This is a genomic window from Streptomyces griseus (genome assembly GCF_001715295.1).
In the GTDB taxonomy this organism is placed as follows: Bacteria; Actinomycetota; Actinomycetes; order Streptomycetales; family Streptomycetaceae; genus Streptomyces; species Streptomyces griseus_G.
The window spans coordinates 681418-697711 of sequence record NZ_MDKB01000002.1 but is presented as its reverse complement, the minus strand read 5'-3'; the positions used below and the strand labels follow the sequence as shown (position 1 = coordinate 697711).

Below are 16294 nucleotides of genomic sequence, written 5' to 3'. Positions count from 1 at the left end.
CCCCGCGGGGGCGTGCAGAGGCCAGTGGCGGGGAGAGTATGGACGACGGGAAGCCCAGCGGGCCGAAGGCGAAGTGGTGGAGCCGTCCCTCCGTGGGACGCACCGGGCCCGCCGGGCCGACGGACGCGGCGCCTGTCGCGCACGAGGACACCGCCGCGCGGGACGGGGACGTGCGGGAGACGGCCCTCGGGGCAGCCGTCCCGGCGGAGACCGCCCCGACCGCCGACGAGGCCGCCGCGTCCCTGCCCGCCGGGGAGCCGCCCGCACCGGCGCACGCCGGCGGCGAACCGCCGGTACCCGGCCGCTCCGCCGGGGAGCCGGTGACGACCGTGCGTCCTGCCGATCAACCGGTGACACCCGGTCACGCCGCCGCCGGAGAGCCGCCCGCTCCGGCACCCGTGGACCGCCAGCCGCAGGTGGCCGCATTCGGGCGGCAGCCGTTGCACGCGCCTGACGAGTACAGCACCCCGCCCTACGGCGGCCCGGGCCCCTGGGCCCCCGCCCCGCCCGTCCAGCGCCCGGTGCCCACTCCCGCCCACGGCACCCCCTTGCCGCCGCCCCACTCCGGGGCGAACGGCCACCCGACGACCGCGACGACCCACCCCGTGGCTCCGGAGGCCACCGCCCAGGCCCGGGGTGAGGCGTACGCGCCCCCGGCACCGCCGTGGACAGCCCCGCAGCACCAGGGGCCACCGCCGCAGCACCCCTCACCGCATCAGCAGCATGCACAGGGGTCTCAGCCCCTGCCGGGCGTGTACCAGCAGCCCTCAGGGGGGCCGCAGCCCCCCTCGCAGTGGCTGCGCTACGACCCGTGGAGCGCGCCCACGCAGCCCCTGAGCGGTCCCGGCGCCCTCCCCGGGACCGGCGGCCGGCCACGCCCCGGACGCCGGGGCTCCGTGCTCGCCGGTGCCGCCCTGCTCGCCCTCGTCGCGGGCGGGATCGGCGGCGGGATCGGTTCCTACGTCGAGCGCAACGGCGGCCTGACCACGGTCGAACTGCCGCAGGCCGACCGGGACGACGGGGACCGGGCCCCCGACAGTGTCGCGGGCATCGCCTCCAGCGCGCTGCCCAGCGTCGTCACCCTGCACGTCAGTGGCTCCGCCGAATCCGGTACCGGCACCGGCTTCGTCCTCGACGACAAGGGCCACATCCTCACCAACAACCACGTGGTCGCTCCCGCAGGTTCGTCCGGCGACATCAGGGTCACCTTCAGCGGGGGCGAGACCGCGTCCGCCGAGATCGTCGGCAAGGACAGCGGCTACGACCTGGCCGTCGTGAAGGTGCGGGGTGTCTCCGGGCTGAAGCCCCTGCCGCTCGGCAACTCCGACAACGTGCGGGTGGGCGACCCCGTGGTGGCCATCGGTGCCCCCTTCGACCTCTCCAACACGGTCACCTCCGGCATCATCAGTGCCAAGCAGCGGCCCATCACCGCCAGCGGAGAGAAGGGCGACGGCACCGACGTCAGCTATGTCGACGCCCTGCAGACGGACGCCCCGATCAACCCCGGCAATTCGGGCGGCCCGCTCGTGGACGCCCACGCCCGGGTCATCGGGATCAACAGCGCCATCCGCGCGGCCGACAGCGGCTCTGCTCTCGACGGCGGCCAGTCCGGTTCCATCGGCCTCGGTTTCGCCATACCGATCAACCAGGGCAAGCGGGTCGCGGAGGAACTGATCAACACCGGCAAGGCCACCCACCCGGTGATAGGCGTCACGCTGGACATGGATTTCACCGGCGACGGGGCCAAGGTCGGCGGCAAGGTGGCCGGCGGCGGGTCCGCGGTCACCGAAGGAGGGGCCGGCGACAAGGCGGGCATCCGGTCGGGCGACGTCATCACCGAGGTGGACGGCGGGCGGGTGCACAGTGGCGAGGAACTCATCGTCAAGATCCGCGCCCACCGGCCGGGCGACCGGCTGGCCCTCCGGCTGACCCGTGGCGGTGAGGAGCTGTCCGTCACCGTGACGCTGGGCTCGGCGAGCGGCACCTGACGGACACCGGCAGGTACCGCCCGGACAGCTTCGGCGGGTACCGTGGAGCCGGTCCGGCCCCTTGACGACCTGGTGGCGGAGAACCGCGGGAACGCAGGGAACACGCGGAGAACACGAGGAGCAGCAAGGTGTTCAATGACATAGGCGCACTCGAGCTGCTGACGCTCGTGGTTCTTGCCGTGCTCGTCTTCGGCCCCGAGAAGCTGCCGAAGGTCATCCAGGACGTCACGCGCACCATCCGCAAGATCCGTGAGTTCTCGGACAGTGCCAAGGAAGACATCCGCTCGGAGCTCGGCCCCCAGTTCAAGGACTTCGAGTTCGAGGATCTGAACCCGAAGACGTTCATCCGCAAGCAGCTCTCGGACGGCAACGACGACCTCGGGCTCAAGGAGATCCGCGAGAGCTTCGACCTGCGCAAGGAGATGGCGGAGGTCACCGACGCGGTGAACGGCCGCGCGAGCGCCCCGTCGTCGGACGGCGGGTCGTCCGCGGCCGCCGCACCGGCCGCGGGTGCCACGCCCGATCTCCTCAAGAAGGCCCCGCAGCCCGCCGGGGACGAGCGTCCGCCCTTCGACGCAGACGCCACCTGAGACCCGTCAATCCCGGCTCGTCCGGGCCGTATGGCTATTCTCCATCTGTCCGGTAGCGAGGTTGCCCGTGTCCCGTGGGGGGCGGGCCGCTCCGGATCATCGACAGATCGAGGAGGCGGCCGGGCAGTGGAGACGACGAGTCGGGTAGGGGCGGACGGTGCGCCCCGCGCAGCCACCGCGGAAGGAGCGCCGACGGCCCGGCGTAGTGTCGACGGCTATCTCAAGGCGCCGTTCCCCTGGTACGGGCTGGACGCGGCCTTCACCGGTCCGCGCTGGCTGATGCAGGTGGCCGCCGCGGCGGACGGCACGGTGCAGCACGGATCCACCGGGCACGGCGAGGAGCCGGTCGTGCGGGCCGACGCGGGTGCGGAGAAGGCACGTTTCGCCGTCGTCGTCACCGTGGGCAGCAGCCCGGTACGGCACAGCGGGGACGGTACGGGGGTGCTGGAGGCCACCACGGTCTCCTCCGCGGCGTGGCTGGCCGGCTCGGCCCTGCTGTCGTGCACCTGGCCCCCGCAGATGGACCACACCCTGCGTGGCGAATGGCTGGACCAGCAGACCGAGACCGCCTTCGTGCTCGCCGACGACCTGGAGCAGGCACCCTGGTCGACGCTCTCGCTCCCCGTGGACGGCGTGCCGGTGGAATTCCACTACCGGGAGTCGGAGTTCGGCTGGGTGCTCGCGGGATCGGCTCCGGACGGGGTGCACATCGGCGCCTACGGGCGCGGCATGAGCGCGTACGGCCTGGGCTTCTCCGTGATCGGTGACATCGCGTCGTACGGCGACTGAGCATCGCGCGGTCCGCGCGGCGCGGGGGTGAGGGCGAGCGGCCGGCACACCCCGCCAGGCGGTGCGTGGGCCGGACGGCAGGCGGGCAGGGATTCCCGGCGCCGGTGCACGGGGAAGGGGGCGGCCTCCGCGGAGGCCGCCCCCTTCCCCGTGCACCGCTCTCAGAACTTGTTGCGCGGCGTGAGCCCCAAGGACATGCCGGACAGGCCGCGCTGACGGCCTCCCAGCCGCTCGGCGATGGACCGCAGCGCCGCCCCGGCCGGGGAGTCCGGGTCGGACAGGACGACGGGCTTGCCCTCGTCGCCGCCCTCACGCAGGCGTACGTCGATCGGGATCGAGCCCAGGACCGGCACCTCGGCGCCGACCGTCTTCGTCAGCCCGTCGGCGACCCGCTGCCCGCCGCCCGAACCGAACACGTCGACCGTCTCGTCGCAGTGCGGGCAGGGCATGCCCGACATGTTCTCGACGACGCCGACGATCTTCTGGTGCGTCTGCACGGCGATGGAGCCGGCCCGCTCGGCGACCTCCGCGGCGGCCTGCTGCGGGGTCGTGACGACCAGGATCTCGGCGTTGGGTACGAGCTGTGCGACGGAGATCGCGATGTCACCGGTGCCCGGCGGCAGGTCGAGCAGCAGGACGTCCAGATCACCCCAGTACACATCGGCGAGGAACTGCTGCAGTGCGCGGTGGAGCATCGGGCCTCGCCACACTACCGGGGCGTTGCCCGGGGTGAACATGCCGATGGAGATGACCTTCACGCCGTGCGAGGACGGCGGCATGATCATGTTCTCGACCTGCGTCGGCTTGCCGTCCGCGCCGAGCATCCGGGGCACGCTGTGCCCGTAGATGTCCGCGTCCACGACGCCGACCTTGAGCCCGTCGGCCGCCATCGCCGCGGCGAGGTTGACGGTCACCGAGGACTTGCCGACACCGCCCTTGCCGGACGCGACCGCGTAGACCCGGGTCAGCGAACCGGGCTTGGCGAACGGCACCTCGCGCTCCGCCGTACCGCCGCGCAGCGAGGCGGCGAGGTCCTTGCGCTGCTCGTCGCTCATCACGTCGAGGGTCACCTCGACCCGCGAGACGCCCTCGACGCGGGCCACCGCGTCGGTGACGTTCTTGGTGATCGTCTCGCGCATCGGGCAGCCGGAGACCGTGAGGTACACGGTGACAGCGACTACACCGTCCGGATCGATATCGACCGATTTCACCATGCCCAGCTCGGTGATCGGTCGGTGGATCTCCGGGTCGTTCACTGTCGCCAGCGCTTCGCGCACCGCGTCTTCCGTAGCCATACGGACGATGGTACGGCGCCCGAGGCTACGCGTGGGTAGCCCCTCACCGGTCGGCTTCGTCACTCTCGGACGGGAGGACGACCCGGCGCTCCTCCATGTCCCTCACCATCGCCTCCAGTTCCGAGCGGATCCAGTCCCGGGTGGCGACCTCGCCGAGGCCCATCCGGAGCGCGGCGATCTCGCGGGTGAGGTACTCGGTGTCCGCGATGGAGCGCTCGTTCTGCTTCCTGTCCTGCTCGTGGGTGACGCGGTCGCGGTCGTCCTGGCGGTTCTGCGCGAGCAGGATCAGCGGCGCCGCGTACGAGGCCTGGAGGGAGAGCATCAGGGTCAGGAAGATGAACGGGTACTCGTCGAACCGGACCCCGGCCGGTGCGCAGATGTTCCACACGACCCAGATGATGATGATCAGCGTCATCCAGACGATGAACCGTCCGGTGCCCAGGAAGCGGGCGATGCGCTCCGAGAACCGGCCGAACGCCTCGGGGTCGTACTCCGGCAGCAGCCGGCGCCGTGGCGCCTTCGGCTGGTCGAGCCTGGGCCGCGGGGGGCGCACGACGCCCGACGCACCCGTCGACGCCGCCTTCGCCCGGTCCTCAGCGGCCACCCGCCATCCCCTCCTCACCCTCGAAGTCGGTCTCGCGCCAGTCCTCGGGGAGCAGGTGGTCCAGCACGTCGTCCACGGTCACCGCGCCCAGCAGGGAGCCGCTCTCGTCGACCACGGGCACCGAGACCATGTTGTACGCGGCCAGATAGCTGGTCACGGCGGGCAGCGGGGTGTCCGGCGCCAGCGGCACGAGGTCGCTGTCGACGATCGAGCTGACCAGGGTGAACGGCGGGTCGCGCAGGAGCCGCTGGAAGTGCACCGTGCCCAGGTACCTGCCGGTCGGCGTCTCGTCCGGCGACCGGCAGACGTACACCTGGGCGGCCAGCGCGGGGGACAGGTCCTGCTGGCGGACCCGGGCCAGCGCGTCCGCCACGGTCGCGTCGGGCCGCAGGATGATCGGCTCCGTCGTCATCAGCCCGCCCGCGGTCCGTTCCTCGTACGCCATCAGCCGCCGCACGTCGGCGGCGTCGTCCGGCCGCATCAGGGCGAGCAGCCGTTCCTTGTCGGCCTCCGGCAGCTCCGAGAGCAGGTCGGCCGCGTCGTCCGGGTCCATCGCCTCCAGGACGTCCGCGGCCCGGTCCTCCTCCAGCTTGCCGAGGATCTCCACCTGGTCGTCCCCGGGCAGCTCCTCCAGGACGTCGGCGAGCCGGTCGTCGTCCAGGGCCGCGGCGACCTCGGCCCGCCGCTTGGGCGACAGGTGGTGCAGGGCGTTAGCGACGTCGGTGGGGCGCAGCCGCTCGAACGTGGCCACCAGGCTCTCCGCCCCCTGCCCCTGCTCCTCCAGCGAGAAGCCGCTGATCGCCGACCACTCCACGGTCAGCGTCTCGCCCTTGCGGCGCAGCGCGCCGCCCCTCCCCTTGCGTACGAAGAACTTGTCGATCTCCCAGTCGCGCCGGGCCGGGAGCTGCTGGATGGCGACGTCGAGGACGGTGACCTCCTCGCCCGTCTCCACCAGGCGCACCCGCCGGTCGAGAAACTCGCCGAGGACCAGGCGCTCGGTCGGGCGCTGTTCGAAGCGCCGCATGTTGACCACACCGGTGGTGATGACCTGGCCCGACTCGACGCCCGTCACCCGGGTGATGGGCAGGAAGATCCTTCGCCGGCTCACCACCTCGACCACCATGCCGAGCAGGCGCGGAGGGCGGCCGCCGACCCTGAGCATCGCCACCAGGTCACGGACCCGGCCCACCTGGTCCCCATTGGGGTCGAACACCGGTACGCCGGAGAGGTGCGAGACGAAAACCCTGGGAGCGCCTGCCGCCATACTCCGCGCCTCCTCCGTGCCTCACGTCCTCCTTCGCAGTGATCAGGCTAGCCCGTACCGGTCCGGTGTGCCCCGGCGGACCGCCCGTCCGGAGCTGGACCGAAGGGCCTCCCGGGCACGGGTACGCTGCCGTCTGCCACCCCCCGACACACACGAGAGGCACTGCGTCCATGACCTCTTCCGCCCCGGCAGCCCGGGCTCACCGCCGGACCGCTCTCGCCGTGGTGCTCTGCGCGGGGCTGACCGCCGCACTGACCGCCTGCGCCGGTGAGGACCCGGACAAGGGGACCAACGGCGTCGGCAAGCTGAGTGCGGCGGAGATCGACAGCAAGGCGCGGGCGGCGGCAGCCGCCTCGGACGCCGTGCGGCTCACCGGCAAGCTGGTCGGCAAGGGCGGCACCTACACCCTGAACATGCAGCTCAGCGCGGATGGCGGCACCGGTTCGGTGACCTCCGGGCAGAGCACGTTCGCGCTGCTGCGGATCGGTGACGAGCTCTACCTCAAGGCCGACGCCGGCTTCTGGAACCACGGCTCCGACGACGGCCACGGCTCCGACGGCGGCGACGAGAGCGACCGGTCCGCCGCCGACAAGCTCCAGGGCAAGTACGTGAAGGTCCCCGAGGACGATCCCACGTACCGGCAACTGCGCGGTTTCACGGAGAAGAAGACCCTGCTGGACGGGGTGCTCACGCTGCACGGCAAGGTCAACAAGGGCGACCGCTCCACCCTCGGCGGGGTGCGTACCGTGCAGATCATGGGGGGAAAGGGTGAGGGTGGCACGCTCGACGTCTCCCTGAAGGGCACGCCGTACCCCCTGCGGGTCGCCCGGGGAGGGGGCGGCGGGACCCTGACCCTCGCCGACTGGGGCCGGAGCTTCGCCCTGGAACCGCCGTCCGAGGACGACACCGTCGACTACGGCGGCGAGCTCCCCAGGTCCTCCGGCTGACGGGCGCCGCCCGTCAGCGCCGCCCGCGCCGCTTCAGGAGCAGCCGGGGGAGTGCGGCGGGCGCGGTCCGGCGGGTGGTCGCCGCGGTCGGCAGCGGGACCGCGGCCAGCGAGCCGTCGGGAAGCTCCGTACGGGGCGCCTCCGGCACCAGCCGCACGACCCGGCACTCACGTGCCCAGCGCTCGGTCATCCGCTCGGCGTCCGGTGCGTTCAGCCGCTTGCCCTTGAGGTCGGCGACCGCGGCCTCCCACTCCTCGGAGTGCGGCTCCAGGACCGCGACGACGGCGGTCCACGCGACGATCCGGCCGCCCTTGTCCTTGCTCCGGACGGTCACCTCGGCCGGGGCGCCCGCCACCAGCCCCTCGGGGAACGGCTGCTCGCCGGGACCGTCACCGACCAGCACGGCCGCACCCTCGTGCCACACGTGCCACAGCGCGCGGGCGGGGCCGGAGCCGCGCACCCACACCAGGCCGGACTTCTTGGTGGCCTCCTCGACGAGAGCCCGGCCCAGCAGCGCGTCACCAGCAGTCATGCCGCGCACTCTATTAGAGCCAGCCGTTGCGCTTGAGGGTGCGGTGGATGGAGAAGCAGACGACGCCGATGACGCCCATCACCATCGGATAGCCGTACGTCCAGCGGAGTTCGGGCATGTGCTCGAAGTTCATCCCGTAGACGCCGCAGATCATCGTCGGTACGGCGACGATGGCCGCCCAGGACGTGATCTTGCGCATGTCCTCGTTCTGCGTGACGGTGGCCTGCGCGAGGTTCGCCTGGAGGATCGAGTTCAGCAGCTCGTCGAAGCCGATGACCTCTTCCTGCACCCGCGCCAGGTGGTCGGCCACGTCGCGGAAGTACTTCTGGATGTCGGGGTCGATCAGCCGCATCGGGCGTTCGCTCAGCAGCTGCATCGGCCGCAGCAGCGGGGACACCGCCCGCTTGAACTCCAGAACCTCGCGCTTGAGCTGGTAGATCCGGCCGGCGTCCGCTCCGCGCGGGCCGCCCTTGGCCGGCGTGGAGAAGACGTCGATCTCCACCTCGTCGATGTCGTCCTGCACGGACGAGGCGACCGCGATGTAGCCGTCGACGACGTGGTCGGCGATGGAGTGCAGGACGGCGGAGGGGCCCTTGGCGAGCAGTTCCGGGTCGTCCTGGAGCCGGTGGCGCAGGGCACGCAGCGAGCCCTGACCGCCGTGCCGGACGGTGATGACGAAGTCCCGGCCGGTGAAGCACATCACCTCACCGGTCTCCACGACCTCGCTGGTGGCGGTCAGTTCGGCGTGCTCCACGTAGTGGATGGTCTTGAAGACGGTGAACAGCGTGTCGTCGTACCGCTCCAGCTTGGGCCGCTGGTGGGCGTGGACCGCGTCTTCCACGGCAAGCGGGTGGAGGCCGAACTCCCTGGCGATGCCGGCGAATTCCTCCTCGGTCGGCTCGTGCAGGCCGATCCAGGCGAAGCCGCCCTCCTCCCGCACCCGCAGCATCGCCTCGTGCGGTGTGCGGCAGCCGTCCGCCGTGAGCCGGCGCCCGTCCCGGTAGACCGCGCAGTCGACGACGGCGCTTGAGGCGGACGGGTCACGGGTGGTGTCGTAACTGTTGTACGGGGCGTTGCTCTTACGGAGGGACGGGCGCACGGCGGCGCGCAGGTCGCGGATCATCGACATGGCTGGCTCCTTCACGGAGGGCCGTCGGCGGGGCGTGGAACAGCCCGGAACGAGGACGTGCGCACACGTCCGCAAAGCGGGCGGCACCGCGCGGGCGCGATGACGGCGTTCGCTACAGACAGGCAAAAACGAGGTGCTCTTCCGTAGCGCGAACTGCTGCGGGTACGTCCGGGAAGGGCGTCAGACCGCAGAAGGAAGGCAGCGTGCGGAAGAGCGGCTGGTACTGCACGGTCGACTTGGATCCACCGCGGCCCCACCTCCTCCGGCCGGTCCCCCGTGGGGGATCACGTGTTGTCAGGACTGAGAACGACGCTTCTGCGTGTTGTCCCGACCGACGGCCCAGGCTATCAGCCGCCTCGGGGCCGATTCCTTCCTTTGCCCGTTCGAGGCGCGTTCTATGCTCGCGGTATGCGAGAAATTCTTGATCCGGTCGAAGCCCGGCTCCGCACGGCCCTGGGGGAACCGGACGCGCGCGCCGAGGTGACGTTCCTCGGCACGGACCGCATCGAGGTACTCCGCTTCGTCGACGGGGACGTGGTGCGCTACGCCACCCTCGGCATGTCGGCCCACCCGATGGCCGACCCCACCTCCCCGCTCGCCGACCCGGTGAAGGGCCCCCGCGCCGAGCTGGTCCTCTCCGTGCGGAGGGGGTCCGCCGACACCGACCAGGTACTGCGCCCGCTCGCGGTCCTCGCCGCCTCCCCGCAGGTGGAGGGGCTCGTCGTGACTCCGGGCGCGTCGCTGGACCTCGGGCAGCCCCTGTGGACCGGGGCGCCGTTCTCCTCCGTGCTGGTCGCCGAGCCGGGTGGTCTGGTCGAGGACCTGGAACTGGCCCCGCCGATGGATCCGGTGAGCTTTCTGCCGCTGCTGCCGATGACGCCCAACGAGGCCGCCTGGAAGCGGGTCAAGGGGGCGGGGGCGCTGCAGGAGCGATGGCTGGCCGAGGGAACGGACCTGAGGGATCCGCTGCGCGCCTCCGTTCGGCTCGACTGACGGGCCGTGAGGACGCCCGGCCCGCACCCCTCCCGGCGCGGGCCGGGAGGGGTGCGGGGGCGCCGGCCGTTCGATCAGCCGGCGAAGACCGTGACTCCGTCCTCGGTGGCGTGCCGCGGCTCCAGCTCCGCGGCCCGGTGGGTCAGTGCCGTACGCCGGGCCAGGACGACCACGGCGCCCACGAGGGCGGCGGCCGCCGCCACGACGAACGGGATGTGGACGTCGCTCCACTCCTCGATCTTCGGGGCGAGGTAGGGGGCCGCCGCCGCGGCGAACCAGCGGACGAAGTTGTAGCCGGCACTCGCCACCGGGCGTGGTGCGTCCGACACGCCGAGGGCCAGCTCGGTGTAGACGGTGTTGTTCATCCCGATGAACGCGCCGGAGACGACGGTGCAGACGACGGCCGCCGTGTGGCCGCCGTACCCGAGGACCACCAGGTCGACGGCGAGCAGCACGAGTGAGGCGCCGAGCACCTTCAGGGAGCCGAAGCGCCGTTGCAGGCGCGGGGCGACGAGCACCGAGAAGACGGCGAGGAGCAGACCCCAGGCGAAGAACACGGCCCCCGACCTGTACGGCGACATGTCCAGGACGAAGGGGGTGAAGGCCAGGATGGTGAAGAAGGCGTAGTTGTAGAAGAACGCCGAGGCCGCCACCGAGGCCAGACCGCGGTGGCCCAGCGCCTTCACCGGGTCGAGCAGTGAGGTCCTTCGGGCGGGCAGGGGCTGCTCCCCGAGGAAGGCGGTGATGCAGAGGAATCCGATCGCCATCAGGGCCGCGGTGCCGAAGAACGGGTAGCGCCAGCTGGCGTCGCCCAGGAGGGCGCCGACCAGCGGCCCGCAGGCCATGCCGAGGCCGAGCGCCGACTCGTACAGCAGGATCGCCGCCGCACTGCCCCCGGCGGCGGCTCCCACGATCACCGCGAGGGCGGTCGAGACGAACAGCGCGTTGCCGAGGCCCCAGCCGGCCCGGAAGCCGACCAGTTCGGCGACGGACGAGGACGTGCCGGAGAGCGCGGCGAACACGACGACGAGCGCCAGGCCGGCCAGCAGGGTCCTGCGGCCGCCGATGCGGCTGGAGACGAACCCTGTGAGGAGCATCGCGACGGCGGTGATCAGGAAGTACGAGGTGAACAGCAGCGACACCTGGCTGGGCGTCGCTTCCAGCCCCCGGGCGATGGACGGCAGGATCGGGTCCACCAGGCCGATGCCCATGAAGGCGACGACCGAGGCGCCGGCGGTGGCCCAGACGGCCTTGGGCTGGCGCAGGAGGCCGGTCGCTCCCTCGTCGAACGGGTCTTCTTCCCGCATGGGTTTCCCTCGCTTCCACTCGATCGTTGCGTCGTACACAGAGTAAGTTAGAGGAACTAATGAGTGCAAGTTACATCTATCTTTTTTCCGGCCCGCCGGGGCCTCCTCCCCGGCCCGGGCCACGCTGCGGACGGGTGATCGTCCTTGACGCGGCGGCGGCCGGAGAGGACCGTGGGGCGCTATGAGGGGCGAACCCAGTTGCCCGAAGTGCGGTGGACGGGTCAGGGCGCCCGGCCTCTTCGCCGATGCCTGGCAGTGCTCGGCCCACGGGCCGGTGTATCCGCTGCAGCCGGTGATCCCGCCCAGCGTCGAGGCACTCGGCGTGGTCGTCCACCGTGCCCGGGTGCCGGTGTGGATGCCCTGGCCGCTCCCCGTGGGCTGGCTGTTCACGGGCGCGGCGTACGCGGGCGACGACCGCAGCGGCGGACGGGCCACCGCCGTCGCCTGCTCGGGGCCCGGGCCGCTGGGCGGCCTGTGCGAGATGCTGCTCGTCGCCGAGGAACTCGGTGTCGGGCTCGGTGCGCGCTACGCCGGTATCGACGGCCCCGACCCCGGGGCGGGCCTGCGGCTCGACGGCGCCCCCGACGCCAAGCTGCTCGCCGCGGGACGGCCCACACCGCTGTGGCACGTGAAGGACGGCGCCGACGACCGGGCCGTGTTCGCCGGTGAGGCGTGCGGTCTGTGGCTCTGGGCGATCGTCTGGCCCGAGCAGTCGGGGCTGATGATGTACGACGACCTGGTGCTGACCGATCTGCGCGACGCGGGCGGGGAAGTGGATCTCGTACCGTGCGGAGCGCTCACGCCCCGGCTGCTCACACCCCCCTGAGCGGCGCCCCGGCGGCTGCGGGCGGCCGGGCGCGTTCCGGTTATCCTTGAGCGTCCCCCGTCCGCCCGTAGCCCTGGAGTACGCGTCGTGCGCATCGACCTGCACACCCACTCCACCGCGTCGGACGGCACGGACACCCCGGCCGGCCTCGTGGCCGCCGCGGCGGAGGCCGGTCTCGACGTCGTCGCCCTGACCGACCACGACACGGTGGGCGGTCACGCGGAAGCCCTGGCGGCCCTCCCCGCCGGCCTCACGCTCGTCCCGGGAGCGGAGCTCTCCTGCCGCGTCGACGGCGTCGGCCTGCACATGCTGGCGTACCTCTTCGACCCCTCGGAACCCGAACTGGCGCGCGAGCGCGAGCTGGTCCGGGACGACCGGGTGCCGCGCGCGCAGGCCATGGTCCGCAAACTGCAGGAGCTCGGCGTCCCCGTCAGCTGGGAACAGGTCGCCAGGATCGCCGGGGACGGCTCCGTCGGACGCCCGCACATCGCGTCCGCCCTCGTGGAACTCGGCGTCGTGGACTCGGTGTCCGACGCCTTCACCCCCGCCTGGCTCGCGGACGGGGGCCGGGCCTACGCGGAGAAGCACGAACTCGACCCGTTCGAGGCGGTCCGGCTGGTCAAGGCGGCGGGGGGCGTCACCGTCCTCGCCCACCCGCTCGCCGTCAAGCGGGGTGCGGTGGTGCCGGAGTCCGTGATCGCCGGTCTGGCCGCCGCCGGTCTCGACGGCATCGAGGTCGACCACATGGACCACGACGAGCCCACCCGGGCGCGGCTGCGGGGGCTCGCCGCCGGACTGGGGCTGCTGCCCACCGGTTCCAGCGACTACCACGGCACCCGCAAGACCGTCCGACTCGGGGCGTTCACCACGGACCCCGAGATCTACGGCGAGATCACCCGGCGCGCCACGGGCGCGTTCCCCGTGCCGGGCGCCGGCGGAGCCCTCCGCGAGTTCCGCGCCTGACGGGTCCTGCCGCACCACGGGCCCTCCCCGCGTACCACGAGTTCCCCGCGCGTTCCCCTTCCCGCGCCACCTCCCGCCGCCGCGCCCGCGCGCGCCCCGGTGTCGTGGTGCCCCCGGCCCGCGCACCTCCCTGTTCGACCCGCTCCTCTCTCGCAAGGCTCACTGTGTTCGACATCGCTGTCTTCGGATCCCTTTTTCTCACCCTTTTCGTGATTATGGATCCACCCGGAATCACGCCCATCTTCCTGGCCCTCACCGCCGGGCGTCCCGCCAAGGTGCAGCGCGGCATGGCCCTGCAGGCGGTCTCCGTCGCCTTCGGCGTGATAGCCGTCTTCGGGGTGCTCGGCCAGCAGATCCTCGACTACCTGCACGTCTCCGTACCGGCGCTGATGATCGCGGGCGGACTCCTGCTCCTGCTGATCGCACTGGACCTGCTCACCGGCAAGACCGACGAGCCGACGCAGACGAAGGACGTCAACGTGGCCCTCGTGCCGCTGGGCATGCCGCTGCTCGCGGGGCCCGGCGCGATCGTGTCGGTGATCCTCGCGGTGCAGCACGCCGACGGTCTCGGCGGCCAGGTCTCGGTCTGGTCGGCGATCTTCGCCATGCACGTGGTGCTCTGGCTGACCATGCGCTACTCGCTGCTGATCATCCGTGTGATCAGGGACGGCGGTGTGGTGCTGGTGACCCGGCTCGCCGGGATGATGCTCTCGGCGATCGCCGTCCAGCAGATCATCAACGGCGTCACCCAGGTCATCCAGAGCGCCTGACCCCGGACACCACAGCGCTCCCGCACGGACCTTCCGTGCGGGAGCGCGTCGTCTTCAGCTCCTCATCCGCTTGACCTCAGCGACGCGAGCGATGCAAAGCGTTACGAAGCCGACGTGTCGGCCGGCCGGATGTAGATGCGCTGGCCCATGGAGGCGGCCTGCTGCACGATCCGGTTGACGGAGGCGGCGTCCACGACGGTGCTGTCCACGGCGGTACCGTCGACATCGTCGAGTCGCATGATCTCGAAGCGCATAAGGCTTCCCTTCGTCCGATCCTCCTGCTGGAGAACTGCTGGGAGGACGGGCTGGCCGTCCACAAGGATGTGGGGCCCGGGTCGCCCGGCGTCCCGTGTCCCACACCGGTCTCAACGGCTTGCCCTTTGCAAACATTCCCTACGCTAAGGAAATTTTTTGGATGTCTAAGTACCAGCGGGTAACCGAGCGCGCGCAGACGATGAGGGCCCGATGAGTGACGCGGACACGCGGCCGGACGAAGGACCGGGCATCCGCGCGCAGTTGGACCGCACCAACGAACTGCTCCAGCGCGTCCTCGCGGAGGTGTCGAAGACACCCTCCACGCACGCGATCTTCGTGGACGCGGGATACGTCTACGCCGCCGCCGGCCTGCTCGTCACGGGTACCGAGGACCGGCGCTCCTTCGACCTCGACGCGGAAGGGCTGATCGAGGCCTTCATCGACAAGGCCCGCACGATCTTCGCGGACAGCAGACTCCTGCGCGTCTACTGGTACGACGGGGCCAGGCGCCGGATCCACACCGCCGAGCAGCAGGCCATCGCGGAACTCCCCGACGTCAAGGTCCGGCTCGGCAACCTCAACGCCAGCAACCAGCAGAAGGGGGTCGACTCGCTCATCCGCACCGATCTCGAGTCCCTCGCACGGCACCGGGCCATCAGCGACGCGGCACTCGTCGGCGGCGACGAGGACCTGGTGTCGGCCGTCGAGTCCGCGCAGGGCTACGGGGCGCGCGTGCACCTGTGGGGCATCGAGGCCGGAGAGGGGCGCAACCAGGCCGAGCCGCTGCTCTGGGAGGTCGACAGCCAGCGGACCTTCGACCTCGACTTCTGCCGGCCTTACGTGACCCGGCGCCCGGTCACGATGTACGAGGACGACAGTCCGGCCCCCTCCCGTGAGGACGTCCGTTTCGTCGGCGCGCAGATCGCCGCCGGCTGGCTCGCCTCACGCGGCCGGGACGCCCTCGCCGACCTGCTGCCCGGGCGCCCCTACCTCCCGGGCTCCGTCGACCAGGATCTCCTCGTCGAGGCCGAACGGCTGCTGCAGCACTCCCTGCGCGGCCACGCCCACCTGCGGCGGGCCCTGCGTGACGGCTTCTGGCAGCACCTGCAGGCGCAGTACTGACCGCCGGAGCCGGGGCCGGCCCCCGGGAGGGCCCGCCGGCCGGCGCACGGCTCAGAGGGACTCCCAGAACGACACGAGGGCGGCGGCGGTCTCCCGCGGCCTCGCCGTGTTCGGGGAGTGCTCGGCCCCCGCGACCACCGTGCGCCGCGCGCCGAGGCGCCGCGCCATCCCGTCGAGCAGCGGCACCGGCCAGACGTCGTCGCTCTCGCCCGACACCACGTGGACGGGCAGGGACAGCGCGGCGAGTTCGTCCACCCGGTCCGGCTCGGACGACAGCTGCGCACCCGTGGCGATCAGCTGCGCCCGGTCGTGCCGCATCCAGCGGCGGCGCAGATCCTCCCCGTCGCCGACGTCGGCGTCCTCGGGCGGATCCATGGCGCGCATGGCCTCCCAGACCTCGGCCATGTTCCAGCGGCTCAGCGTGTCGGCCAGCAGACGTGCCTTCTTCTGCTGGTCGGGCGAGATCTCGGCCGGTCCGGACGACATCAGGGTCAGGGAACGGAAGGGCGAGGGGTCCAGGAGGACCGCGGCGCGCGCGATCTGGCCGCCCAGGGAGTGCCCGAGCAGATGGAGGTCTCCGGTCGCTCCGCTGCCCCTGAGTGCTGCTGCCTGCGCCTGTACGTCCTGGGCCAACTCCGCCTGGGCGTAGGACTCCTGGCGTCCCGTCCCCTCGGTCTCGTACTGTCCGCGGCCGTCCACCGAGACGACCCGGAACCCGGCGTCCGCGAGGGGTTCGAGCAGAGCGACGAAATCCTCCTTGCTCCCGGTGTACCCGGGCAGCAGGAGCGCCGTCGCGCGGGCCCCGGCGGCCGGGGCGGCGTCCAGCACGGCGAAGTCCCCGCGCTCCGTGGACAGGGTGCGGGCACGGGCGCAGGGGGGCGGGGTGAAGGTGGGGGGCCGGCTCATGCAGCGAGGTTATC

Annotated in this window: 17 protein-coding genes; 9 read left to right on the top strand and 8 right to left on the bottom strand. The window is 71.9% G+C overall.

Annotated elements, in window-relative coordinates:
- The first annotated feature begins 38 nt into the window (after positions 1-38).
- The 3 genes from BA175_RS09580 to BA175_RS09570 all read left to right on the top strand — a co-directional run bounded on the left by BA175_RS09580 (position 39) and on the right by BA175_RS09570 (position 3367).
- On the top strand, positions 39-1988 hold the full coding sequence (locus tag BA175_RS09580) for a S1C family serine protease (protein ID WP_069170874.1): 1950 nt from the start codon (positions 39-41) through the stop codon (positions 1986-1988).
- Positions 1989-2116: 128 nt separating this feature from the next.
- Positions 2117-2578, top strand: a complete 462-nt coding sequence (locus BA175_RS09575; protein WP_069170873.1) for a sec-independent translocase — start codon at positions 2117-2119, stop codon at positions 2576-2578.
- A gap of 126 nt (positions 2579-2704) precedes the next feature.
- Positions 2705-3367, top strand: a complete 663-nt coding sequence (locus BA175_RS09570) for a hypothetical protein (protein WP_069170872.1) — start codon at positions 2705-2707, stop codon at positions 3365-3367.
- A gap of 161 nt (positions 3368-3528) precedes the next feature.
- On the opposite strand, the gene BA175_RS09565 is transcribed toward BA175_RS09570, so the two are convergent.
- From BA175_RS09565 to BA175_RS09555, 3 genes are read right to left on the bottom strand one after another with little or no spacing between them, the layout of a single operon-like run.
- Positions 3529-4662, bottom strand: coding sequence for an Mrp/NBP35 family ATP-binding protein (locus BA175_RS09565; RefSeq protein WP_079159617.1), 1134 nt, complete (start codon positions 4660-4662; stop codon positions 3529-3531).
- Between the two features lie 43 nt (positions 4663-4705).
- Positions 4706-5266, bottom strand: a complete 561-nt coding sequence (locus BA175_RS09560) for a DUF1003 domain-containing protein (protein WP_069170870.1) — start codon at positions 5264-5266, stop codon at positions 4706-4708.
- Positions 5256-6530: a magnesium transporter MgtE N-terminal domain-containing protein gene (locus BA175_RS09555; protein WP_069170869.1), complete on the bottom strand. Its 1275-nt coding sequence runs from the start codon at positions 6528-6530 to the stop codon at positions 5256-5258. The genes BA175_RS09560 and BA175_RS09555 overlap by 11 nt, the downstream gene beginning before the upstream one ends.
- 170 nt (positions 6531-6700) lie before the next feature.
- Between BA175_RS09555 and BA175_RS09550 the strand changes: the two genes are divergently transcribed.
- Positions 6701-7477 (top strand): hypothetical protein, encoded by a 777-nt coding sequence (locus BA175_RS09550; protein WP_069170868.1) that lies wholly within the window; start codon positions 6701-6703, stop codon positions 7475-7477.
- Between the two features lie 13 nt (positions 7478-7490).
- Here the strand turns inward: BA175_RS09550 and BA175_RS09545 are convergent, their stop codons facing one another.
- Positions 7491-8009, bottom strand: coding sequence for a hypothetical protein (locus BA175_RS09545; protein WP_069170867.1), 519 nt, complete (start codon positions 8007-8009; stop codon positions 7491-7493).
- A 13-nt stretch (positions 8010-8022) separates the two neighbouring features.
- Positions 8023-9138, bottom strand: coding sequence for a magnesium and cobalt transport protein CorA (locus tag BA175_RS09540; protein ID WP_069170866.1), 1116 nt, complete (start codon positions 9136-9138; stop codon positions 8023-8025).
- A gap of 408 nt (positions 9139-9546) precedes the next feature.
- Here BA175_RS09540 and BA175_RS09535 point away from each other — a divergent pair, with 408 nt between their 5' ends.
- Complete coding sequence (locus BA175_RS09535; protein ID WP_069170865.1) at positions 9547-10131, top strand: suppressor of fused domain protein; 585 nt, start codon at positions 9547-9549, stop codon at positions 10129-10131.
- A gap of 74 nt (positions 10132-10205) precedes the next feature.
- On the opposite strand, the gene BA175_RS09530 is transcribed toward BA175_RS09535, so the two are convergent.
- Entirely contained in the window at positions 10206-11438 is a 1233-nt protein-coding gene (locus tag BA175_RS09530; protein ID WP_069170864.1) for an MFS transporter, read from the bottom strand.
- Between the two features lie 181 nt (positions 11439-11619).
- Here BA175_RS09530 and BA175_RS09525 point away from each other — a divergent pair, with 181 nt between their 5' ends.
- The 3 genes from BA175_RS09525 (at position 11620) to BA175_RS09515 (ending at position 13997) form a co-directional block, all read left to right on the top strand.
- Positions 11620-12264, top strand: a complete 645-nt coding sequence (locus BA175_RS09525; protein WP_069170863.1) for a DUF6758 family protein — start codon at positions 11620-11622, stop codon at positions 12262-12264.
- An 87-nt stretch (positions 12265-12351) separates the two neighbouring features.
- Positions 12352-13227 (top strand): PHP domain-containing protein, encoded by an 876-nt coding sequence (locus tag BA175_RS09520; protein ID WP_069170862.1) that lies wholly within the window; start codon positions 12352-12354, stop codon positions 13225-13227.
- A 164-nt stretch (positions 13228-13391) separates the two neighbouring features.
- The gene (locus tag BA175_RS09515; protein WP_069170861.1) at positions 13392-13997 is read left to right on the top strand and encodes a MarC family protein; all 606 of its coding nucleotides are present in this window, start codon (positions 13392-13394) and stop codon (positions 13995-13997) included.
- Between the two features lie 101 nt (positions 13998-14098).
- On the opposite strand, the gene BA175_RS31105 is transcribed toward BA175_RS09515, so the two are convergent.
- Positions 14099-14251 (bottom strand): hypothetical protein, encoded by a 153-nt coding sequence (locus tag BA175_RS31105; protein ID WP_175420788.1) that lies wholly within the window; start codon positions 14249-14251, stop codon positions 14099-14101.
- A gap of 211 nt (positions 14252-14462) precedes the next feature.
- Between BA175_RS31105 and BA175_RS09510 the strand changes: the two genes are divergently transcribed.
- Complete coding sequence (locus BA175_RS09510; RefSeq protein ID WP_069170860.1) at positions 14463-15374, top strand: NYN domain-containing protein; 912 nt, start codon at positions 14463-14465, stop codon at positions 15372-15374.
- A 51-nt stretch (positions 15375-15425) separates the two neighbouring features.
- On the opposite strand, the gene BA175_RS09505 is transcribed toward BA175_RS09510, so the two are convergent.
- Positions 15426-16280: an alpha/beta fold hydrolase gene (locus BA175_RS09505; protein ID WP_069170859.1), complete on the bottom strand. Its 855-nt coding sequence runs from the start codon at positions 16278-16280 to the stop codon at positions 15426-15428.
- Positions 16281-16294 lie beyond the last annotated feature (14 nt).